The 22,477-nt window shown below is 46.0% G+C and carries 23 protein-coding genes and 3 pseudogenes; 20 read left to right on the forward strand and 6 right to left on the reverse strand.

The window, feature by feature from the left end:
- Positions 1 to 12: 12 nt before the first annotated feature.
- Both AUL54_RS14995 and AUL54_RS15000 read left to right on the forward strand, forming a co-directional pair.
- The gene (locus AUL54_RS14995; RefSeq protein ID WP_045926045.1) at positions 13 to 447 is read left to right on the forward strand and encodes a DUF86 domain-containing protein; all 435 of its coding nucleotides are present in this window, start codon (positions 13 to 15) and stop codon (positions 445 to 447) included.
- Between the two features lie 33 nt (positions 448 to 480).
- Positions 481 to 1,251: a TIGR01457 family HAD-type hydrolase gene (locus AUL54_RS15000; RefSeq protein WP_013353455.1), complete on the forward strand. Its 771-nt coding sequence runs from the start codon at positions 481 to 483 to the stop codon at positions 1,249 to 1,251.
- A 27-nt stretch (positions 1,252 to 1,278) separates the two neighbouring features.
- On the opposite strand, the gene AUL54_RS15005 is transcribed toward AUL54_RS15000, so the two are convergent.
- Complete coding sequence (locus tag AUL54_RS15005; RefSeq protein WP_029575315.1) at positions 1,279 to 1,779, reverse strand: phosphatidylglycerophosphatase A family protein; 501 nt, start codon at positions 1,777 to 1,779, stop codon at positions 1,279 to 1,281.
- A gap of 154 nt (positions 1,780 to 1,933) precedes the next feature.
- Here AUL54_RS15005 and yutH point away from each other — a divergent pair, with 154 nt between their 5' ends.
- The 5 genes from yutH to AUL54_RS15030 all read left to right on the forward strand — a co-directional run bounded on the left by yutH (position 1,934) and on the right by AUL54_RS15030 (position 8,521).
- On the forward strand, positions 1,934 to 2,950 hold the full coding sequence (yutH, locus tag AUL54_RS15010; RefSeq protein ID WP_101605378.1) for a spore coat-associated protein CotNH: 1,017 nt from the start codon (positions 1,934 to 1,936) through the stop codon (positions 2,948 to 2,950).
- A 201-nt stretch (positions 2,951 to 3,151) separates the two neighbouring features.
- On the forward strand, positions 3,152 to 4,453 hold the full coding sequence (locus tag AUL54_RS15015; protein ID WP_060964382.1) for a homoserine dehydrogenase: 1,302 nt from the start codon (positions 3,152 to 3,154) through the stop codon (positions 4,451 to 4,453).
- Entirely contained in the window at positions 4,453 to 5,511 is a 1,059-nt protein-coding gene (gene thrC, locus AUL54_RS15020; protein WP_060964383.1) for a threonine synthase, read from the forward strand. The genes AUL54_RS15015 and thrC overlap by 1 nt, the downstream gene beginning before the upstream one ends.
- Positions 5,508 to 6,437: a homoserine kinase gene (gene thrB / locus AUL54_RS15025; protein ID WP_060964384.1), complete on the forward strand. Its 930-nt coding sequence runs from the start codon at positions 5,508 to 5,510 to the stop codon at positions 6,435 to 6,437. The genes thrC and thrB overlap by 4 nt, the downstream gene beginning before the upstream one ends.
- A gap of 101 nt (positions 6,438 to 6,538) precedes the next feature.
- Positions 6,539 to 8,521: a S9 family peptidase gene (locus AUL54_RS15030; protein ID WP_060965108.1), complete on the forward strand. Its 1,983-nt coding sequence runs from the start codon at positions 6,539 to 6,541 to the stop codon at positions 8,519 to 8,521.
- 37 nt (positions 8,522 to 8,558) lie between these two features.
- Here the strand turns inward: AUL54_RS15030 and AUL54_RS15035 are convergent.
- Positions 8,559 to 8,894 (reverse strand): annotated as a pseudogene (locus AUL54_RS15035) (NifU family protein).
- Positions 8,895 to 8,973: 79 nt separating this feature from the next.
- Between AUL54_RS15035 and AUL54_RS15040 the strand changes: the two are divergent.
- Entirely contained in the window at positions 8,974 to 9,300 is a 327-nt protein-coding gene (locus tag AUL54_RS15040) for a YuzD family protein (protein WP_060964385.1), read from the forward strand.
- Between the two features lie 37 nt (positions 9,301 to 9,337).
- On the opposite strand, the gene AUL54_RS15045 is transcribed toward AUL54_RS15040, so the two are convergent.
- Complete coding sequence (locus AUL54_RS15045; protein WP_060964386.1) at positions 9,338 to 10,405, reverse strand: NAD(P)/FAD-dependent oxidoreductase; 1,068 nt, start codon at positions 10,403 to 10,405, stop codon at positions 9,338 to 9,340.
- 266 nt (positions 10,406 to 10,671) lie between these two features.
- On the opposite strand from AUL54_RS15045, the gene AUL54_RS15050 reads away from it, so the two are divergent.
- The 4 genes from AUL54_RS15050 to AUL54_RS15065 all read left to right on the forward strand — a co-directional run bounded on the left by AUL54_RS15050 (position 10,672) and on the right by AUL54_RS15065 (position 13,677).
- Entirely contained in the window at positions 10,672 to 10,908 is a 237-nt protein-coding gene (locus tag AUL54_RS15050) for a YuzB family protein (protein ID WP_007408721.1), read from the forward strand.
- A gap of 133 nt (positions 10,909 to 11,041) precedes the next feature.
- Positions 11,042 to 12,259 carry a NupC/NupG family nucleoside CNT transporter gene (locus tag AUL54_RS15055; protein WP_060964387.1) on the forward strand — a complete coding sequence of 406 codons (1,218 nt, stop codon included), beginning with the start codon at positions 11,042 to 11,044 and terminating at the stop codon, positions 12,257 to 12,259.
- Positions 12,260 to 12,382: 123 nt separating this feature from the next.
- Positions 12,383 to 13,237, forward strand: coding sequence for a diaminopimelate epimerase (gene dapF, locus AUL54_RS15060; RefSeq protein ID WP_047476942.1), 855 nt, complete (start codon positions 12,383 to 12,385; stop codon positions 13,235 to 13,237).
- Positions 13,238 to 13,314: 77 nt separating this feature from the next.
- Positions 13,315 to 13,677, forward strand: a complete 363-nt coding sequence (locus AUL54_RS15065; RefSeq protein ID WP_060964388.1) for a HesB/IscA family protein — start codon at positions 13,315 to 13,317, stop codon at positions 13,675 to 13,677.
- A 113-nt stretch (positions 13,678 to 13,790) separates the two neighbouring features.
- Here the strand turns inward: AUL54_RS15065 and AUL54_RS15070 are convergent, their stop codons facing one another.
- Entirely contained in the window at positions 13,791 to 14,552 is a 762-nt protein-coding gene (locus AUL54_RS15070; protein ID WP_060964389.1) for an SDR family oxidoreductase, read from the reverse strand.
- A gap of 248 nt (positions 14,553 to 14,800) precedes the next feature.
- Here AUL54_RS15070 and AUL54_RS15075 point away from each other — a divergent pair.
- The 7 genes and pseudogenes from AUL54_RS15075 (at position 14,801) to AUL54_RS15105 (ending at position 19,771) form a co-directional block, all read left to right on the forward strand.
- Positions 14,801 to 15,339 (forward strand): annotated as a pseudogene (locus tag AUL54_RS15075) (GNAT family N-acetyltransferase).
- A 262-nt stretch (positions 15,340 to 15,601) separates the two neighbouring features.
- Complete coding sequence (locus tag AUL54_RS15080; protein ID WP_060964390.1) at positions 15,602 to 16,174, forward strand: hypothetical protein; 573 nt, start codon at positions 15,602 to 15,604, stop codon at positions 16,172 to 16,174.
- Between the two features lie 65 nt (positions 16,175 to 16,239).
- Positions 16,240 to 16,575, forward strand: a complete 336-nt coding sequence (locus AUL54_RS15085; protein ID WP_003151973.1) for an uberolysin/carnocyclin family circular bacteriocin — start codon at positions 16,240 to 16,242, stop codon at positions 16,573 to 16,575.
- A gap of 82 nt (positions 16,576 to 16,657) precedes the next feature.
- Positions 16,658 to 18,312: pseudogene (locus tag AUL54_RS15090) on the forward strand (hypothetical protein).
- Positions 18,305 to 19,009 carry an ABC transporter ATP-binding protein gene (locus tag AUL54_RS15095; RefSeq protein WP_060964391.1) on the forward strand — a complete coding sequence of 235 codons (705 nt, stop codon included), beginning with the start codon at positions 18,305 to 18,307 and terminating at the stop codon, positions 19,007 to 19,009. Before AUL54_RS15090 ends, AUL54_RS15095 begins: the two are co-directional and overlap by 8 nt.
- A complete protein-coding gene (locus AUL54_RS15100) occupies positions 19,006 to 19,533 on the forward strand; it encodes a stage II sporulation protein M (protein ID WP_060964392.1) in 528 nt (175 codons plus the stop codon). The genes AUL54_RS15095 and AUL54_RS15100 overlap by 4 nt, the downstream gene beginning before the upstream one ends.
- Positions 19,534 to 19,549: 16 nt before the next feature.
- Entirely contained in the window at positions 19,550 to 19,771 is a 222-nt protein-coding gene (locus AUL54_RS15105; RefSeq protein ID WP_045926054.1) for a DUF5970 family protein, read from the forward strand.
- Positions 19,772 to 19,829: 58 nt separating this feature from the next.
- On the opposite strand, the gene guaC is transcribed toward AUL54_RS15105, so the two are convergent.
- Complete coding sequence (gene guaC / locus AUL54_RS15110; RefSeq protein WP_060964393.1) at positions 19,830 to 20,810, reverse strand: GMP reductase; 981 nt, start codon at positions 20,808 to 20,810, stop codon at positions 19,830 to 19,832.
- A 259-nt stretch (positions 20,811 to 21,069) separates the two neighbouring features.
- Here guaC and AUL54_RS21745 point away from each other — a divergent pair, with 259 nt between their 5' ends.
- Positions 21,070 to 21,171: a hypothetical protein gene (locus AUL54_RS21745; RefSeq protein WP_439648248.1), complete on the forward strand. Its 102-nt coding sequence runs from the start codon at positions 21,070 to 21,072 to the stop codon at positions 21,169 to 21,171.
- Positions 21,172 to 21,211: 40 nt separating this feature from the next.
- On the opposite strand, the gene yumC is transcribed toward AUL54_RS21745, so the two are convergent.
- Positions 21,212 to 22,207 carry a ferredoxin--NADP reductase 2 gene (gene yumC / locus AUL54_RS15115; protein ID WP_003151984.1) on the reverse strand — a complete coding sequence of 332 codons (996 nt, stop codon included), beginning with the start codon at positions 22,205 to 22,207 and terminating at the stop codon, positions 21,212 to 21,214.
- Between the last annotated feature and the right edge of the window lie 270 nt (positions 22,208 to 22,477).

Below are 22,477 nucleotides of genomic sequence, written 5' to 3' on the forward strand. Positions count from 1 at the left end.
GGATGCTGTCACGTGTATTTTGTTGACAGAAATAATATCGAACAAACACTCCGTTTTTTTGAGAATCAGCTGGCGCTGTTTGACAGCACGCCGGCTTGGCAGAGCGAGATCGAAAAAAGAGCGCTTGAGCGGATCAGCCATCTTATGATCGAATGCATTCTCGATGTCGGAAATGATATGATTGACGGCTTTATCATGCGCGATCCGGGAAGTTATGACGACATCATGGATATACTGACGGACGAAAAGGTGGTAGCTGAGGAAGAAGGAAATAAGCTGAAGCAATTGATCTCTTCCAGAAAGCAGCTTGTTCAGGAATATCAGCATGCCGATCATCAGGAGCTGTTTACACTGATTTCGTCAAACAGAGACGTGCTGAAAGCCTTTCCGGCCCGCGTAAGAACCTACCTTGAAACAGAGTTAGGCCCTGTTTCCGCATTTAAATAACAACAAGTGAGAAAATCCACAGGAGTGTTGAGTATGAAGGATTATAAAGGATATTTGATTGATTTGGACGGCACAATGTACAACGGGACGGAAAAAATCGAAGAAGCGTGTGAATTCGTGAGAACGCTTAAAGCGCGCGGCATTCCGTATTTATTCGTGACAAACAATTCCTCCCGGACGCCGAAGCAGGTGGCGGACAAGCTGATGAGCTTTGACATTCCGGCTTCTGAAGAACAGGTCTTCACAACAAGCATGGCGACTGCGCAGCATATCGCCCAGCAGAAAAAAGATGCGTCGGTGTATGTGATCGGCGAAGAAGGCATCCGCCAGGCCATCGAAGAAAACGGGCTGAGCTTCGGAGAAGAAAACGCGGACTTTGTCGTTGTGGGAATTGACCGCGGCATTACATATGAAAAATTGGCCACGGGATGTCTTGCGATCAGAAACGGCGCCCGGTTTATTTCAACAAACGGCGACGTCGCTATTCCGACTGAAAGAGGACTTTTGCCGGGGAACGGCTCACTGACATCCGTTTTGACGGTGTCCACAGGCGTCGAGCCTGTCTTTATCGGCAAGCCGGAATCCATTATTATGGAACAGGCGATGCGGGTGCTCGGAACGGATATTTCCGAAACACTCATGGTCGGCGATAACTATGCAACGGATATTATGGCCGGCATCAATGCGGGCATGGATACGCTGCTCGTTCATACCGGAGTGACAAAGCGTGAGCATATGGCCGGTTACGATCAGAAGCCGACATATGCGATTGACTCTTTAACTGAATGGATTGAACATCTATAAAAAAAGGGACGGCCATGACGGCCGTCCTTATTCTGTATTTCTGGCGCTGTGGGCAAGCCTGCTTGAAGCCGCTGCTGCGATTGCGCCGACGATATCATCAAGAAACGTATGGCATTCACCCGTTGATTTATCATTTAACCGCCCGAGAATGCCGGGTTTTTCTTTGTCAATATAACCGTAATTCGTAAAGCCGATCGAGCCGTATATATTCACGATAGAGAAGGCGAGCACCTCGTCAACCCCATACAGTGATTCATCAATCGCCAAAATGGTCTGAAGCGGTTCAGACAGCTTTTTTTGTTCGGCGAGCACATCTAATTCGATTCCCGTTAAAATCGCGTTTTGCACCTCGCGTTTCGCGATGACGCGGTCCACATTGAGCCTGCATACCTCCATCGTCAAATCAGGATGATATTTTTTCTGAAGGAAATACACAAGCTCGGCAATATCGTCCGTCTCAACTCCCCGTTCTTGTAAACGCGCTCTGGCGACAGCTTCCACCTGATTCAGTTGTTCCTTTTCTGACATTTGCTTCACCCAATCTTTTTTTACTAGTTTATACAACATCCTTCCGATGTGTACGATGTTTCTCCTCTTCATTCAAAGGAATACAATATGTATTCATAATTCCGCCGGCGTATGACTACGATGTGAATAGCTCTAATTTTTCAGGCAGGTGATTATGATGAAAAGCATCATTAAAGAAAAATACGGCATCCATGTCAGACAGCTTTCCGTTTATCAGAAATACGAATGCTTCCAGACGCCTAATTCCTTCTTTCTTATTATTCCCGTCTCCGGCTTTTCGCAATCAGAGCTGACGGAGCTTTATTACATGAGTCAGTATTTACAAGAACAAAGTGACCCATACGTTTCAGTGTTTATCTTTACGAAGGAAGGAGAACTGACCTTTGAGGACGAAGGCAAAACATATGCACTCTTAAAAGCGCCGATTCCCGTCTCAAACCGGTCGTTTTCTGTCGGTGGGGAGCTTGCTGAATTCCACAGAAAAGGGCGGGGCTTTCCTTACGAAGTGAAAGAAGCGGGCAGAATCGGCCAATGGAAGGACTTATGGGGAAAACGGGTGGATCAGCTGGAATCATTTTGGATGCAGAAAATTCATATGTCTCCGCTTGAACCGTTCGAAAAGAAAATGATCGAAGCATTTCCTTATTATTCAGGCTTAGCGGAAAATGCCATTCAATATTTAGTGGATACGGAGCTGGATGACAATCCCGGCGCTGAAGACTCGGGGACGATCTGCCATCAGCGGATGGAGCGGGATACCTGGTCGGCTGATTCATTGATCCGCATTCCGGGAGATTGGGTATTCGATCATGCAGCCCGTGATATTGCGGAATTTATGCGCAGTACGTATTTGTATCATCGTGACGACTTGCTCAATGACGGGTTTTTGTTTTTGCAGGAATATGAGCAAGTTACGCCGTTATCCTCCTTTTCTAAACGCCTGTTTTACAGCCGCCTGCTGTTTCCGCTCCATTTTTTCGAGACGGTGGAGAGCTATTACATCTCCCATGAGTCTGAAAAGCATTTTTATGAAGAGCAGCTGGACTACATTCTTGCCGACTGCACCCGTTATGAACAGTTTTTGCAGACATGTCACGACATGCTGAATGTCAGAGCGGCGCAGGTTTTTGTCCCGCCTGTCGCCTGGCTCGGAAAAGGAAGCATGTCGTAAGAAAATATAACGCAAAAATATTTAGAAAATAGAGAATCTTGTCATATCAGTGTGTTAAGCGTTTTCATGACCGTGAAATCAATATTCAGCCGCTTGTCAAAACAAAAGCGGGCTTATATAATATTTGTAACTTAAATGTCTGTGAAGGGTTAACAATTGTCCTTTTCAAGTGGACAAAAGGAAGAAAGGTGGAGTTTCTCTTTGGAAGCAATTCGTATTGGACTGTTAGGACTGGGGACCGTGGGAAGCGGTGTCGTCAAAATTATACAAGATCATCAGGATAAGCTTATGCACCAGGTCGGCTGTCCGGTGACGATCAAAAAAGTGCTAGTTAAAGATATTGATAAAAAACGAGATGCAGACCTGCCGAAAGAAGTGCTGACGACGGAGGTCTATGATGTGATCGATGACCCTGAGGTCGACGTGATTATTGAAGTCATCGGCGGTGTCGAACAGACGAAGCAATACCTGCTCGACGCCTTGAAAGCGAAAAAACATGTCGTGACGGCAAATAAAGATCTGATCGCTGTGTACGGCTCAGAGCTTTTAGCCGCCGCAAATGAAAATGGCTGTGACTTGTATTATGAAGCGAGTGTCGCCGGCGGAATTCCGATTTTACGTACACTCGAAGACGGGCTTTCCTCTGACCGGATCACAAAAATGATGGGAATCGTCAACGGAACGACGAACTTTATCTTAACGAAAATGATTAAAGAAAAAAGCCCGTATGAAGAAGTGCTGAAGGAAGCGCAGGATCTCGGATTCGCGGAAGCGGATCCGACTGCCGATGTAGAAGGACTCGATGCCGCACGCAAGATGGCGATTTTAGCCCGTCTCGGTTTCTCTATGAATGTCGACTTGGACGATGTCAAAGTAAAAGGGATTTCCCGCATTACGGATGAAGACATCAGCTTCAGCAAACGGCTCGGCTACACAATGAAGCTGATCGGCATCGCCCAGCGTGATGACAATAAAATCGAGGTCAGCGTTCAGCCGACACTGCTCCCTGATCATCATCCGCTCGCTGCGGTGCATAACGAGTTTAATGCCGTTTACGTATACGGAGAAGCTGTCGGAGAAACGATGTTTTACGGCCCCGGCGCCGGAAGCATGCCGACTGCGACATCAGTTGTTTCTGATCTGGTCGCGGTTATGAAAAACATGCGTCTCGGCGTAAACGGAAACAGCTTTGTCGCCCCGCAGTATGAAAGAAATCTGAAGCAGCCGTCAGATATTTACGCCCAGCAGTTTTTAAGAATTCACGTCAAAGACCAGGTCGGCTCTTTTTCAATAATCACATCCGCTTTCTCAGAGCGCGGCGTAAGCTTTGAAAAAATTCTGCAGCTGCCGATCAAAGGCCACGATGATCTTGCGGAAATCGTAATTGTCACGCATCATACATCAGAAGAAGATTTCAGCGACATTCTCCAAAACTTAAATGATCTCGAAGTCGTACAGGAAGTAAAAAGCACATATCGCGTAGAAGGGAACGGTTGGAGCTAATGTGGAAAGGACTCATCCATCAATATAAAGAATTTCTGCCGGTGACGGAACAAACGCCGGCCCTGACATTGCATGAAGGAAATACGCCGCTGATTCATCTTCCGAAGCTTTCCGAAAAGCTCGGAATTGAGCTGCATGTGAAAACGGAGGGCATTAATCCGACGGGATCTTTTAAAGATCGCGGCATGGTCATGGCGGTCGCCAAAGCGAAAGAAGAAGGCAATGATACCATCATGTGCGCTTCAACAGGCAACACATCCGCGGCGGCTGCGGCATACGCGGCGAGAGCAGGCATGAAATGCATCGTCATCATTCCGGACGGAAAAATCGCCTTCGGAAAGCTTGCGCAGGCCGTCATGTACGGAGCGGAAATCATCGCGATTGACGGAAACTTTGACGACGCGCTGGCCATCGTCCGGTCGATTTGTGAAAAATCTCCGATTGCATTAGTGAATTCGGTAAACCCTTACCGGATTGAAGGACAGAAAACAGCGGCCTTTGAAGTATGCGAACAGCTCGGCGGAGCGCCGGACATTCTGGCGATCCCGGTAGGAAACGCCGGGAATATTACGGCCTACTGGAAAGGGTTCAAAGAATACCATGAGAAAAACGGCACCGGACTTCCGAAGATGCGCGGTTTTGAGGCGGAAGGTTCTGCGGCAATCGTTCGCGGCGAGGTCATTAAAAATCCCGAAACCGTTGCGACGGCAATCCGGATCGGGAACCCTGCCAGCTGGGACAAAGCCGTGCTTGCAGCGAAAGAATCAGCCGGAAAAATTGATGAAGTCACAGATGGAGAAATCCTTCACGCTTATCAGCTGATTGCCCGTGAAGAAGGCGTATTTGCCGAGCCAGGCTCCTGTGCATCCATCGCCGGTGTTTTAAAACAGGTGAAATCCGGTGAAATTCCAAAAGGAAGCAAGGTTGTCGCAGTCTTGACCGGAAACGGCCTGAAAGATCCGAACACGGCTGTAGACGTATCTGAGATAAAACCGATCACGCTGCCGACAGATGAAGACAGTATTCTCGAATACTTAAATGGAGCGGCGCGTGTATGAATGAGGCGGAGATGCTGTTTTCCATTACGGTTCCGGGAAGCACCGCCAACTTAGGACCGGGCTTTGATTCCGTCGGGATGGCGCTCAGCAGATATTTGAAGCTTTCGGTTTTCCGAAATGATGAATGGACGTTTTCGGCGGAGACGGAAACTGTCGCGGGCATCCCTCAAGGAACGGACAACCTCATCTATCAAGTCGCCAAACGGACGGCTGACCGCTACCAGAAAGAGCTGCCGCCCGCGCATGTCAAGGTGTGGAGTGACATCCCCCTTGCGCGGGGCCTCGGCAGCAGCGCAGCCGCTATTGTCGCCGCCATTGAGCTTGCAGATGAGTTATGCGGCCTGCAGCTGCCGGAAAGCGACAAGCTGCACTTAGCCAGTCTTGAAGAGGGGCACCCTGATAATGCCGCCGCTTCTCTCGCAGGAGGGCTTGTGATCGGCCTTCATGAAGAAGATGAAACACATATCGTGCGTACTGCCGAAGCGGATATCGACGTTGTTGCGGTTATTCCGTTTTACGAAGTGCTGACCAGGGACGCAAGAGACGTGCTCCCGAAAGAACTGCCGTACCGCGGCGCCGTTAAAGCAAGCGCCGTCAGCAACCTTCTTGTTGCTGCGATCATGTCAAATGACTGGGCGCTCGCCGGGAAAATGATGAGAAAAGACATGCTGCATCAGCCGTACCGCGCCATGCTTGTTCCTGAGCTTTCGAAGGTGGAGCATGCGGCAGAAATGAAAGGCGCTTATGGGACGGCGCTAAGCGGAGCGGGCCCGACGATTCTTGTCCTGACTGCAAAAGGAAAAGGAGAAGAGCTGAGAAGCCACCTTTCTCAGCATTTTCCGCACTGTGAGATTGCGTCGCTTACCGTCCCGTCAGAAGGAAGCGTAATCGAACGGAATCCTTTAAAACAAATGAAAAGTGTATAATGGTAAAAAGCGTGCTTCCCATCAGAGAAGGACGCTTTCTTTTTCTGGAGAAGGATTTTTATTTAGGGAAGCGAAATAAAAGAGAAAAGGAGGAGAAACGATTGAAAAAACTTATAACCGAGGAGGACATTGCGTCTCTCGTATCCGTGGCAGATCCCCAATACGCCCCTGACGGCAGACGGGCCGCATACGTCCGGACAACAGTCAATGATAAACGGGACTCTTATTCCTCAGCTATTATGGTATACGACACAGAATCCGGCACCTCAAAACCGTGGACATTCGGAAGCGGTAAAAATACAAGCCCGCGGTGGTCGCCTGACGGACGGCGCCTTGCTTTTATTTCTGACAGGGAGGATGGTGTCCCTCAGCTGTACATCGTAGACACTGCCGGGGGAGAGGCGGAAAAGGCATCTGATATCCCGTGGGGCGTGTCAGATCCAATATGGGCCCCCGACGGCAGATCCGTGCTTGTGTCCGTCAGCCTGACATCAGCGGAGCGCGCCGATGAGAAAGAAAAAAAGAAGCATGACGAATATGAGCCAATTGACATTCAGTCATTAACATATAAACGCGACGGGAAGGGCCTGCTCAACGGAAGCCGGACACAGCTTGTGCTGATTCATCTTGAAACGGGGGAGGTTCAGCAGCTGACAGACCATGAAGCGGATCATGATGATGCGGCATTTTCACCGGATGGCAAGCAGATTGCGTTTACCGCCAATTTATGTGAGCCGGGTGACGCCGGAAAGCCGAGCGATGTCTACCTGATGAATCTCGCAGACGGCAATCTCAAACAAATTACGCCGCACAGCGGTTCTTTCGGCTCCTGCGTGTTTTCACCGGATGGTTCTTATATCGCGATGCTGGGCCATGAGAATGAATTTCGCAACGCAACCTTAGAAAAGGCGTGGCTGTACGATGTGAAAAATGAGCGGCTGTCCTGCCTGACCGACATGCTGGATGTTCATTTGAGCGATGCGCTTATTGCCGATTCTCTCATAGGAGGAGTGACGCCCCGGCCGGTTTGGACAAATGACGGGCAGGGATTTTACGTCCCCGGGAGCGAGCAGGGAAGCACCGGCATTTATTATATCTCGATTGACGGCCTCGTATATCCGATCCGATTAGAAGAAGAGTATGTGAACGGTTTTGCTTTTCATCCCGATCAGAAAAGCTGTATCGCCGTAATTGCCAAACCCGCCCGGCCTTCTGAGCTTTACAGCATTTCATTTGAAAACGGTAAAGAGAAGCAATTGACAAACAACAATGATTGTTTTGTAGAGGAACGCATCATATCCGTGCCGGAGAAGCTGCAATATGAAACGAAAGACGGACTGACGGTGCACGGCTGGTTTTTAAAGCCCGCGGCTTTTGAAGAAGATCAAACTTATCCGCTCATTCTATACATACACGGCGGGCCTCACATGATGTACGGGCATACGTATTTTCATGAATTCCAAGTGCTGGCCGCGCAAGGATATGCTGTCGTCTATGTCAACCCGAGGGGAAGCCACGGCTATGGACAGGATTTCGTCAATCGTGTCAGAGGCGATTACGGAGGCGGCGATTACCGTGATGTTATGCAGGCGGTGGATGAAGCCATTCAGGCGTATCCGTTTATTGACAGCGGCCGTCTCGGCGTGACGGGCGGAAGCTACGGAGGGTTTATGACGAATTGGATTGTCGGGCAGACCGGCCGTTTTAAAGCAGCCGTCACGCAGCGCTCCATTTCAAATTGGTTCAGTTTCCATGGTGTCAGCGATATCGGCTTCTTTTTTACCGACTGGCAGCTTGGGCATGTTCTGTTTGAGGAAGCGGATAAGCTTTGGGACCGTTCACCTGTAAAATATGCGTCCCGCGTTTCAACGCCGCTTCTCATCCTGCACGGCGAGCGTGATGACCGCTGTCCGATAGAACAGGCTGAGCAGCTCTTTATCGCATTGAAGAAGCTGAACAAAACGACGGCGTTCATCCGATTTCCGAAAGCCACGCATGAGCTGTCGAGAAGCGGCCATCCGGAACAGCGGATCAAGCGCATCCGTTATATTTGTTCATGGTTTAATGACTATCTGCAAAAATAAAATAAAAAACCAGGCTGTCATCAGCCTGGTTCTGTTATTAAAATACTTGTTCTACTTCAACGACACCCGGCACTTCTTCAAGAAGGGCGCGTTCGATTCCGGCTTTCAGCGTAATCGTTGAACTTGGGCAGCTGCCGCATGCGCCAAGGAGACGAAGCTTTACAATGCCTTCGTCAACGTCGACAAGCTCACAGTCACCGCCGTCACGAAGCAGAAACGGGCGTAATTTATCCAATACTTCCTGTACTTGCTCTTTCATTTCAACCTCAGTCATGAGATTCGCTCCTTTCATATGCATAAAACCATTATATTCACAGTAACGGTAAAAATCTAATGTTTAGTTTGCAATGCTGCTTTCTTCATTATAGCATATTTAAACTTGAACATAAAAACCGTTTTTTATACAAAAGCTGCCCCGTCCTTTGTATACTGGTGGAAAGGGGATGATAAACATGACAAAGCCGGTGACGCTCAGTGTTTACGGAGCTGAAACGCTCTGCGCAAGCTGCGTAAATATGCCGAGCGCCAAAGATACATTTGAATGGCTGGAGGCGGCGCTGAAACGGAAATATCCGGAGCAGCCTTTTAATATGCAGTATATTGATATTGACACACCGCCTCAGCAAAAGGAGACAAAGGAGCTTGCGGAGCGAATCAGAAACGATGAATATTTCTATCCGCTTGTGCTGGTGGAAGATGTGATTGTAGGAGAAGGGAATCCGCATTTAAAAGATATATATGAAGAAATGGAAAAGCGCGGCTATGTGGCGGGCTCATAAAAACGGCCGCTGATCGCAATCAGCGGCTTTTCCATTATCAGCCGTTATGATGCTTGTACATCCATAAAAGGCCTGATTTTAACAGGCGCGGCACACGCCCGATCAGCGGACGGTCGTTGACAAGACCGAAACCCGCTTTTTTTCCGAGCGAGCCGAGGACGCCTTTCAGCTTAAATTGCGGCATTGTTTCCGGCAGCTCTTCATTGTTCCAGCGTTTCAAAAGAACCTGCACAATTTGCTCCGCCTGCGCTTCAGCAAGCTGAGCGCTCGGCGCATGAGGAAGGGACGCGCAATCACCAACGACGTAAACATGCTCATCGCCCGGAAGGTTATGGTGCGGTGTCAAAACGATGCGGCCTTGCGGATCTTTTTCAGCGTCCAGTTCTCTGACGGCTCTATTCGGCTGAATTCCCGCCGTCCACACGATGGCATCGGCCGGTATTGCTTCATCATGATTATAAACAATACCGTCTTCCACTTTTGTAATATTCGCATTATTGATAATGGTGACGCCGTGCTCTTCAAACCATTTTTGAACGTATTTGCTGAGCCTTTTCGGAAAGCTTGATAAAATCAGATCGCCCCGGTCAAATAATATAATCTTCAGATCGTCACGGCTCTCTCTTAATTCACTGGCAAGCTCCACGCCGCTTAATCCCGCTCCGACGATAGCGACAGATGCATTGGCGCCGAGGTTGTTCAGCTTTTGATAGGCTTCGCGTGACTGATCAATGGTTTGAATGCTGTAAGTATGTTCCGGCGCGCCGGGCACGTTATGATACTTATCCTCGCAGCCCAGTCCGATCACCGCGTCATCGTAAGAAATCGGTTCGCGGTCATGAAACAGAACTTGTTTGTTTTTCGTGTCGATGGAAGCCACCTCACCGTATTGAACATCCAGATTCGGATGCTCTGGAAAGGACACTCTGATATGATGATCAGAAATCGTGCCGGCAGCGAGCGCATAATACTCTGTTTTTAAGCAGTGATACGGGTTTCTGTCAATCAGCGTGATGGATGTATCTGACGGAAGCTGGTTCGGCAATAAGCGGTGCAGCACCCGCATGTTTCCGTAACCCCCGCCGATCAAGACCAATTTTTTCATAATGATTCCCCTTTTGCCCGAAAAATATGGTAGTCAATGTTGTTACAAAATAACGAACTATGTAAAATAACATCTAGAATTATATCGAATTTGATCTAAAACCACAATAATAGTTTTAAAATAACCTACAAATTGACCAGAAAACGCGTAATAGTAAAACCTTTAACCTGAATTAATATGTTACGATAACATTGAGCGTGAAACCGGATCTTTGACGAATAGAGGAAATTCCGTTAGGATAAGGTACATATGTGAGGTGAAACCGCATGAATCCGATGATTGAATTCTGTGTCAGCAATTTAGCGCGCGGTTCCCAGGAAGCACTTGAGATCTTAGAGAAGGATCCGAACTTGGACGTGCTTGAATACGGCTGTTTAAGCTATTGCGGGAAATGCATGGAGTCCCTGTTCGCCCTGGTTAACGGCGAAGTGGTCACGGGAGGCACGCCTGCTGAACTGGTTGACAACATATATACATTCATAGAAGAAAATCCGATGTTTTAATCAGAGGCTCCGAACGGGCCTCTTTTTTTATGCGCCCCGGGATTTGGCAAAATAAAAAATTTGTAGACAGCAAAAATAAATATTGTTATCTTAATAAAGACTTTTTTTAAATAAAATTTTAGAGGTGGATTCATTGAATATCGTTTGGGGGCTGCTCGGGGCAGTTGCTATATTAGCCATTGCTTTTTTGTTATCAGAGAAGAAAAGCAAAATTAAACTGCGAACCGTCATTGTCGGTTTATGTTTACAAATGGCCTTCGGATTCATCGTATTAAAGTGGGACGCCGGCCGGGCCGTATTTTTATGGTTCTCAAGCCGTGTGCAGCTTCTCATTGATTATGCGAACGAAGGCATCAGCTTTATTTTTGGCCCGCTGTTAAAAGTGGGCAGCAGCCCGGCTTTCGCGCTGAGTGTTCTGCCGGTCATTATCTTTTTCTCAGCGCTGATTGCCGTTTTGTATCACCTGAAAATCATGCAGCTTATTTTTCGCGTCATCGGAGGCGGACTGTCAAAGCTTCTTGGGACAAGCAGAACAGAATCGCTTGCGGCGGCTGCGAATATTTTTGTCGGACAGTCTGAATCACCGCTTGCTATTAAACCGCTGATTGCGGGATTGACCCGTTCCGAGCTGTTTACGATTATGACGAGCGGCCTTTCGGCTGTAGCGGGTTCGACGCTTTTCGGATACGCCCTGTTAGGCATTCCGATCGAGTACTTGCTGGCGGCCAGCTTCATGGCGGCTCCTGCGGGTCTCGTGTTCGGAAAAATATTAATACCGGAAACAGAAAAAACGCAGACGGTTAAAGGTGACTTTAATATGGACGAAGAAGGCGAAGGCGCCGCTAATGTGATTGATGCTGCGGCAAAAGGCGCGTCCACCGGCCTTCAAATTGCGTTAAACGTCGGCGCCATGCTGCTTGCGTTTGTCGCGCTCATCGCCGTAGTGAACGGAATTCTCGGCGGAATCGGCGGCTGGTTCGGTTTCAAACATATTACATTAGAATCCATTCTCGGTTACGTGTTTTCACCGATCGCATTTGTTATCGGAGTTCCTTGGCATGAAGCGCTCGGAGCGGGAAGCTATATCGGACAAAAGCTTGTGCTGAATGAGTTTGTCGCTTATTCCAATTTCGGTCCCCATATTGCGGACTTTTCTAAAAAAACGTCTAGGATTATCAGCTTTGCGCTGTGCGGATTCGCCAACTTCTCTTCCATTGCGATCATGCTCGGCACATTGGGCGGTTTGGCCCCAAGCCGCCGTTCGGACATCGCGCGCCTCGGATTAAGAGCGGTTATTGCGGGAACACTCGCTAACCTTCTCAGCGCGGCGATTGCCGGCATGTTTATTTAGTAAACGATAAAAGCTCCCTGCATATGCAGGGAGCTTTTATGTATGAAAAACGGGGGATATTTGTATTGTGTCCGAGGGGAAGAGCTTTTATACTAAGTAAAAGAAAAAAAGTTGGAGGCCGATATGAATTCATTCCGTTTCACCAAGATGCACGGTCTTGGAAACAGTTATATATATGTAAATCAATTCGAAGAAAAGCTGCCGGAAGAACGGCTGGCTGAGATTGCCGTTAAAGTGTCCAGCATTCACACGGGCATCGGCTCTGACGGCATGATCCTCATCTGTCCGTCAGAAAAAGCGCCCGTCAAAATGCGGATTTTTAATAATGACGGTTCAGAAGGGAAAAATTGCGGCAACGGCCTTCGCTGTGTGGCAAAGTACGCATACGAACATAAGCTGACAGAAGAAACGTCCTTTTTCATTGAAACGCTCTCAGGTCTTGTAAAAGCAGACATTACGGAGGACAACGGGATTGTGCGTGAAGTCGCCGTTGATATGGGCGAACCCCGCCTGACCAAAAAAGAGCTGCCGATGCTCGGCAATGAAGATGAACGGACGATCGATGAGACCTTTGTCTTCGGAGAGACGGAGCTTTCAGGAACTGCCGTATCAATGGGAAACCCCCATATTGTCTTTCCGGTTGAAGATATCAGTCAAGCGCCTCTTACAACGCTCGGCCCCATCATTGAAAAAGACCCGAGATTCCCGGAAGGCGTCAATGTCGAGTTTGTGGAAACCGTCAGCGCGGATGAACTTCATTTCCGTGTATGGGAACGCGGCTCCGGCATTACACAGGCTTGCGGAACAGGCGCCTGTGCGGCGGCTGTCGCATCCGTATTGAACGGTGTCTCTGAACGAAACCGGGATATCACTGTTCATTTGGCGGGAGGCGATCTTGTGATTAATTGGCAGGACAATGGGCACGTGCTGATGACAGGTCCCGCCGAAACCGTATGCAGCGGCGTCTATTATTTGTAAACAGCTCGTTTGAGAAATACGCTTCTCAAGGTTTATAATAGATACCAGTATTCGTTTTTAAAAAAGGAGGTCTACCTATGAGTGTTCCAGTAACCATCACTGAAGCAGCAGCTTTGCATATAAAAGATATGATGAAAGAGCATGAAGAAGAAAACGCGTTCCTCCGTGTGGGCGTTAAAGGCGGCGGCTGCAGCGGCCTGTCTTACGGAATGGGATTTGAGCATGAAAAAGGCGAAAAAGACCGCATGTTTGAACAGCACGGAATTACCGTTTTGGTTGACAGCGAAAGTCTTGATATTATGAACGGCACGATCATTGACTTCAAGCAGTCCATGATGGGCGGCGGTTTCACCATTGACAACCCGAATGCCATCGCTTCCTGCGGCTGCGGATCTTCTTTCCGCACGGCCAAAAACGCCGGTTCGCCGGAAGAGTGCTAGGGCTCAACCCGCCATCCTTAGGATGAAAAAATATGACGTCTTTCTTAACGATGGCGTTTGTTTAATAAAAGCAAAACCCGCTCAACAGAAGCGGGTTTTCTTTTTCAAAAATGTTATTCAATTGTATGTTTCATTGCATTGTACATATTTGCCGTGTGTTCATCGGCTTTATCCCGGGACATGCGCAGCCGTTCCGCTGAAGAACCATATCCGATTTCTAGTTTGCCCTCTTTAAGTCCTTTAAAAATCCCATCAGCGAATTCATCCAGCGGTTCTCCTTGCGTATGCAGTCCTGCACCGCCAAGATCTGTATTGACTGCCGGAGGTGCAACTTCAATCACTTCTACAGCTGAATCAGAAAGCTGGTGTCTCAGACTCATTGTAAATGAATGAAGCGCCGCTTTCGTTGCTGAATAGATCGGAGCAATGGCAAGCGGTGTAAAAGCCAATCCCGAAGTGACGTTAATGACAGCCGCATCTTCTTTTCCGGCAAACACCGGAGCGAACAGCATTGACAGGTGGAAGGGAGCTTCAATGTTCGTTGTGATTTCTTTATTGAAATAGTCCCAATTGTCCTTCGCATCCGCTTTCAGCACATGAAAACGTTGTTGAATCCCCGCGTTATTGACTAACACATTCACTTCCGGATAGTTCTCTGTCACCCAATCAAACAGTGATACACGTTCAGATGGGATGCTCAGATCACTGACATAGGTAATAAGATCCGGAAATCTTTCCTTTGCCTTTTGAAGAGCATGTTCACGCCGTCCGGTCACGATGACTTTATTTCCCGCTTTTAAAAATCGTTCTGCGAAAGCTAATCCTATTCCGGCATTTCCGCCTGTAATCAGTATTGTATTTCCCGTCAGTTTCATATGAACTCCTCTTTTCCAATTGTTTTGCATTTTTTTGATAACATTTCAGCTGCAATCCAATCAATATATTTTTTGGGATCATCGGGAAACCCGCCAAAACTATTCTTTCCTTGTCACAATATGATGATACGGCTTAAAGTGCGGTTTAAGTCAACAAAAGAACCTTTTCCGATCAAATTCTGGGACCTTTTTCTTGATGCGGTAAAGCGTACCGTACAACATGGGAAAAAGGCAATTAAAAAACGTTTCTGATTAAAACAAAAGGACGGCGATTCAGGCCGCTCAGCCTGAATGATGCAGAGCAGGAACTGGTTTTGCAGACGGAAAACCGCATGTTTTTTGAACGGTTTGCCATGTCGAGACAAGAGGATTTTTATACGCTGGAAGGCTGGAAAAAACGAATTGAACAATCACTGAAGAATGCGGAAAATGACAAAGAATACAGCTTCGGCCTTTTTCTTCAGGATCAGATCCTGATTGGCACGATCAGCCTTTTTCAGGTGGTTCGGGGCAAGATCTAAAGCGCTTTCATGGGTTGCTTTTTAGATGGCAAACATAACGGAAAAGGCTATGCGACAAAGGCTGTCAAGCTGGCAGTCGATATGCATTCAATGAGCTGAAACTGCATCGGATAGAAGCCGGAGTCATGCCGCACAATAAGGCGTCAATCCGGGTGCTCGAAAAAGCCGGCTTTCATAAAGAAGGCATTGCGAGAAAAAATGCAAAAATAAATGGAAAATGGGAAGATCATCAGGTGCTGGCGATCATACAACCGGAGGATACATAACGATATCCTCCTTTTTTATATCCTGCGTCTCATTCCGCAGGTCATTCTTCTCTAATATCTCAAATCCATTGTCCAAATCGTACTATTTGCAAATTCAGAAAAAAATAAAGGGTATATAGCATCAAAAACTATGAAAAATATGCTCTTTGTCAACACGTTCTAAAGTCATATTTTTCGAAAGGATATTGATTTTTTGATAGGAATAAACTAAATTGTAAAAGTATAGAATAGTTCATTTATTTTGTAAGAAAAGGATGATAATATGATAGGTCAATTGAGCAATAAAAAAATATTTTTAAGTTCTTTTTTCATCATTTTGATCTGTTCATTACTCTTCCAATTCAGTATTTCAGATAAAGTGCTGCAGTCTTATTACTCTTCTGTCGGAGAAAATACCTACGATATCGGGGAAAAAAGTGTTCGTACGATTGTCATGTTTCTGCAAGGGTTCATGATCTTCACCACTTTTGTGGAAATTTTGATAGGCGGGTTTCTGTTATTCGTTGCCGCTTTTATTCTCGGTACAAAAAAACCGAAAAAAATATATTTGCTTCTATATACGCTGACTTCTTTAATCTCGGCATTTAAAATGTTGATTCTGTCAGTTGTTAACTACTTAACGGCTGATTCCTCACTTATATATTCTGCCGGCGGCACCAAACTGAGTTTACAGCTGCTGGATCCATTTCTGCTTCTGTCAATCGCGGCTCTTTATACTGCCGCAGGAAAACTTACCGATCTCAGCAAAGGAAAGAGAATCATTTTAACTGGATGTTTTGTTTTATTAAAACTCTTCACTATCTTCTTTAATTATTTTATGGCGGGTAAAATTTAGCTCGGGAGAGAGTCAATTAAGCTGAATTTTATTATATATTAAAAACAGAGCAGGGAGATGTTAAGATGAACTTAGTAAAATCTAATAAAAAATCTTTCATTTTGTTTGGCGCGGCTCTTGCTGCAGCGACGTTGGTTTATGCACTTTTATTAACCGGAACTGAATTAAATGTGGCGGCGGCTCATGCATTCTCAGCCAATGCTGAATTAGCTTCGACTCTCGGTATCTCTACAGCAGCAGCTAAAAAAGCAATTGATATCATTGATGCGGCATCAACAATTGCTTCTATCATTTCTCTCATCGGTATCGTTACAGGCGCAGGCGCGATTTCTTATGCAATCGTTGCAACAGCAAAAACAATGATTAAGAAATACGGCAAAAAATACGCAGCTGCTTGGTAAAATCGATCGATAAATAATTGCTCTTTTTGTACAAGCTGCAAAAAGAGCCTCTCTCCCAAATACATATGTAAGGATTGAAAGTATGATAGTCAGACAAATTACAGCTCTTATCAAATATAATACTCTGTCGTCGTTTCGCAAAAGAAAGGAAGATTGGGGAATTCCTCAACTCAACGGCAAACTGCTGTCTGCCATTATCATTTCTCTGTTAGGTGTTTATCTTATTTTACTGGGATGCGGCGTTGTATTCGGGACAAAACTGATTAAGCTTCCTGTCAGCGCGTGGGGCGATTTGTTTTAATCGCCGTTTCATTGGAGCAGCTTTTTTGGGCTGCCGGCTTCTTTAAAGAACATCAAAATGCTTTTCTGCTGGATACGCGCAAGGTCATTCATCAATTAAAAAAGGTTCGTTTTTTACAGCTGTTTTCAGTTTTTACCGGCCAGGCGATCAAAAAAACCATTTTCGTATGGTATCTTTTTGTTTTTCCGGTCTTTTTGTTTTTAACCGGCGCAGGCATGACTGGATCTGCAGCGGTCATCGTATTTTTCCTGGGCTTCGTTTATTTTCTTCTCAATTTATTTTTGTCTATGCTGTTTTCTTACGTTGTTTATCTTCTTACGAATATGTGGAGCAAATGGTTTTACTTGAAAATCATGAAGGGCATTTTATTCAGCGTCAGCTTGCTGGTGCCGCTGGCAGTGGGGTATGCCGTTTATCTTCTCGTGTTTGGGGAGTATACGGTAAAGGACATTTCCGGATTTACGGAGTCGCCGGCTTTCCGGAACATCCTCATGAATACACCGTATGTATGGCTGGTATTCCGCTCAGATTCAGTGCTCGTTTTCGCAGCAGTATTTGCAGCCGCCGTCCTTTTTACGGCTGGACTGTTTAAGCTGTGGGCGGCTACCCTGAAGAAAATGGATCTTATTCCTTATATGTTTTTGACAAACGCGGCTTTTGCACCAAAGCTTAAATTATATAGGAATAACAAAATATTTCATGCCGTTTTTCAAAAGGACCTTCTGTTTTTAACGAGAATTGACGGGTTTTTTATCAGGAATTTCGGCAGTATGCTTTATTTGTTCATGCTGTTTTTAGGTTTTTGTGTTCCGTTGCTTTCTCATCATTTTACCGGGTATTCGGCAGCTGCCATCGTATCCGCGGCGGTTATCATTGCGAACTTTTCGTATCAGCTCGTCGGGGACGCGCTCAAAACCGTATTATCCGTTGACGGAGAAATAAAAAATCAGCATCTGTTTCACCGGAATATCAAACATGCGTGGCAGCTCGTGTTTCCGAAAGTATGTATTTATAATCTTGCGGCTCTTATCTATTCATTCATCATGACCATTTTGATTACGGTGTTTTTTCCGTCCTCCGCTGCGCTGACGGTCTACCTGTTTATTGTATTTTTATGTTCGGGTTTTTTATACAGTCTTGTCCAGATTTCAAGCACCGCCTTGTACCCTAAAAAAAACTGGGAGCATCTGTACGAAATCGGAGAAGCCGGGAAAGCAAAGACGTACAACAATTTATACGGCTCTTTGATTTTCATTGTGTCGCTTCAAATTGCTGCGATCACGTCATATTTTATTTATAAAAAGCCGGAACTTGAAACGCTGCTTATTCATTCTGCATCAGGTATATTTGTCCTGTTCACACTATTAAACTATGGAGTCATGTTTCTGTTTCTTCGCAGAATTAATATGGCGGAAAGGTTTGCGAACAATGATTAAATTAGTGAATATACAAAAAAACTATAGTGAAAAACAGGTGTTAAAGGATATTTCTTTTGAGGTGAAAAAAGGCTCAATCTATGCTTTGCTCGGGACCAATGGAGTCGGGAAAACAACGACTTTGAAAATCATTTCGGGCCTGCTTAAACCGACGTCAGGCTTCGTCGAGATTGACGGCAAAGAAATAGATTCAGAAGAGGGAGGGCAAATATCGGCTGATATCGGTTTTGTGCCCGACCATGCCTTTTTATATGATTATTTAACGGGAGTCGAATACTTGCGTTTTACAGCGGAGATGTTTCAAGTGCCGTCTCAGCGGACAAATGATTATATAAAGAATATGTTAGAGACGCTGAAGCTTTCACAAGACGGAAATCAGCTGATTAAAACCTATTCACACGGAATGAAACAAAAATTATCAATCGCTGCCGCGCTCATTCATCAGCCTAAGATCTTAATCCTTGATGAGCCGCTGACGGGCATTGATTTAATCAGCGGCAAAACGATACGGACGTTATTGAAGGAGTACGTCAAACAGGGAAATACGGTCCTGTTATCGACTCACCTGCTGGAACTGGCGCATTCGTTGTGCGATACGATCGGTATTATCCATGACGGCGTTTTTGCGGCGGAGTATCAGTCATCCGAGCATTCATTAGAAGAAATCGAAGAAATGGCTGAGCGTATCTATACATGATGAACCGCATTTTGCCGGCAATCAGAACGTCCGCCATTCCGTTAACCGCGTCATTGCTGTTTTTTTCAGGCGGTGCAATCGCTGCGGTTTTTACCGATCACTTTGTATCATCAGCGTCTTATAATGGCTCGTCAGGCGCAGTTGAATTGTTAAAGAATAATGCGATCGCTTGTCTGTTTTTAGCGGCAGGTTTTTTTACTTTTGGGTTGACCTCAATCTTTTATTTATTCACCAACGGATTTATTTTAAGCGGCTCTATTATCGAAAATCTGCAGGGCGGGATCCCTTTATATCAGATTATTTTACTGCTAATTCCTCATGGTATATTTGAAGTTCCTGCGTTATTATTAAGTGGCGCCATTGGCTTTAAGGGCGTTGAATTGGTCACTAGGCTGTGTTTTTCTAAAGAAAGAAGGATAATAGCCTCAATGTTCAGGCATATCGGAATATTGGTGCTGTTTATTATTTGTCTGCTGATCGCCGCCGCCATCATTGAAACTTATATCACACCAATTTTTAAGTAAAAGGGGCAGAAATCATATGAGAAGTAAATTATCATTAATCGGTGTGCCGATTGTTATGATTATCGGTTATATCATTTCTTTATCCTTTGAATGGCTGTTTCCTGTTCTTACTTTTGGGGCAGCGGGGCTGTATCTCTTTTTATTTGCCCCGGTGCAAAACAAATTCATCCGTTACATCTTTTTGTTTATTTTTGTAATTAATCTGTTGGCCAGTGCGGCTCTTTATTTTGGTATTTAATAAAAAATGACATTCATGTTGAATGTCATTTTTTATTTCCGAGCGGCTCTGCTGTGGGTTAAAATCTGTCGCCGTTGAAAATTGAGTTTTTTACGATCACGTAGTCGACATTGCGGATGGCTTCGAGTTTATTGCCGCCGGCGTAAGAAATGGAAGACTGCAGATCCTGCTCCATTTCAATCAGCGTATCCTGCAGAGATCCTTTATGCTCGACATGCATTTTTTTGCCCTCGACGTTTTTCTTTTCGCCTTTTTGAAATTCGGAAGCGGAGCCGAAATATTCTTTGTACAGCTTGCCGTCGATTTCGATCGTTTGCCCCGGTGATTCTTCGTGGCCGGCGAATAATGATCCGATCATGACCATAGACGCGCCGAAACGGATGGACTTCGCAATATCGCCGTGCGTGCGGATGCCGCCGTCAGCAATGATCGGTTTGCTTGCCGCTTTTGCACACCAGCGAAGCGCGGCTAATTGCCATCCGCCGGTTCCGAAGCCGGTTTTAATTTTTGTGATGCATACTTTCCCGGGTCCGATACCCACTTTTGTCGCGTCAGCACCCGCGCGTTCCAGTTCCCGTACAGCTTCAGGCGTCCCGACATTCCCTGCAATGACAAAGCTTTTCGGCACATGTTCTTTAATAAATTGGATCATGCTGATTACGGCATTGGAATGGCCGTGCGCGATATCAATGGTAATATAATCCGGTACAAGCTCCTGTGCTTTCAGCTCGCGGATGAATTCATAATCGTTGTCTTTCACGCCGACACTGATCGAGGAAATCAGTCCGCGTGCTTTCATATCCCGGACAAAGGCCAGGCGTTTTTCCGGCTCGAAGCGGTGCATGATATAAAAATAACCGTTTTCCGCGAGCCAGGCTGCGATGTTTTCATCTATAATCGTCTGCATGTTGGCCGGTACGACCGGAAGTTTAAATGTGTGTCCGCCCAATGTAACTGATGTATCACATTCAGATCGGCTGTTTACAACGCATTTTGCAGGAATCAGCTGAATATCTTCGTAATCAAATACATTTTCCATAAATAACACCCCTAAAAGCGAATGATAAAATTATAATTAAATTAAAATGTTCGTCTTTTTATAATGTACTTTGTTTTGTCAGGAATGTCAAATGATTTCATGCTGCCTCATATGCGGTCAGCTTGTCATCCATTTGCAGTTTGGTTATCATAGTAGTATTGGTTCTTGTAAGACATTTGTTACAATAGATTGGTTGCAGAAGAAGGGAGGGGCCGGTGTGGAACAAAAACAGCCCGGGCACAGCCCGTAAGCCCAGAAAATTCAGGACCGGATTATTTTAGGCACGATTTGGGTCGTGTCGGCGCTTGTCATTGCGCTCGTTGTCGGAACCGTCATGAATTATATGTGGATGTTTAAATAAAAAAGAGTCTGTGCCGGTATGACACAGACTCTTTTTTATATTATTTTTCAAACATGCTTGTAGAATGCAGAGGCTGGACGCGCGCTTTCGGGTCCATGTAAGCCTTCGCGTTGTTCACGGCTGTCGGAGCTTCGCCGAAACCGCTCGCGATCAGCTTGACTTTGCCTTCATATGTGCAGATATCTCCGGCGGCAAAGAAGCCTTCAATATTCGTTTCCATCGTGCTTTTGACGACGATGGAATTTTTCTCGATGTCAAGGCCCCAGTTTTTAATCGGGCCGAGAGAAGAAACAAAGCCGTAGTTTACGATCAGGTCATCAATCTCAATGATTTCTTTGCGGTCGCCTTTCACTTCTTCAAGAACGAGCTGTTCGATCCGGTCTTCACCGACAAGTTCAGCCGGAACAAACGGTGTCAGCACGTTGACTTTAGAATTGTGCAGGTTTTCGACACTGTGCTCATGCGCGCGGAATTTATCACGGCGGTGGATGATGCTGACTTCTTTGGCGATCGGCTCAAGCATAAGCGCCCAGTCAACGGCGGAATCGCCGCCGCCCAGAACGGCAACGCGTCTGCCTGCGAATTGATTGAGGTCGTCAATGAAGTAGTGCAGGTTTTTGCCTTCATATTGTTCCGCTGATTCCAGCTCAAGCTTTCTCGGCTTAAACGCGCCGTTTCCTGCGGTGATAATGACTGTTTTTGAATAATGCGTTTCTGAATTCGTGACAAGCTTAAACACACCGTCAGCCTGTTTTTCAACAGATTCAACGGCCTGCTCTAAGCAGATGGTCTGATCGAACTTTGCCATTTGCTCTTTTAAGTTGTTCACAAGTTCTTGGGCGCGGATTTTCGGGAATCCGGCTACATCATAAATATATTTTTCAGGGTACAGCGCGCTGAGCTGGCCGCCAAGCTGAGGCAGGCTCTCAATGATTTTGACGCTCGCCTGTCTCATTCCCCCGTAAAAAGCGGTAAACAGGCCGACCGGGCCGCCGCCGATGACCGTAATATCATAAACCTTTGAATCCTCTTGCATACCAAATTGCCTCCTAATTGAAAATTGTTATTAATTATAACATAGAATTTGAAAGGATGACGAGTGCCGAAAACCGCCCGGCCGCTTCATTCTTGAAAAAAATTGCGCCTGCCGCTAATATGGGGACAAATTCCAATCTGTTTTTTCCTGAATGTTTTCCGATGCTTCCGGATAGTATGGTGATATGCAGACATGTGCGGTTTTCTAAAAAATTTATAATTCATTTCATAAAATCCCGCCAATAAGCTGAAGCTAATACAAATGTTGATT

Origin of the sequence: Bacillus sp. SDLI1 (assembly GCF_001553895.1) — a bacterium.
Taxonomy (GTDB): domain Bacteria; phylum Bacillota; class Bacilli; order Bacillales; family Bacillaceae; genus Bacillus; species Bacillus siamensis.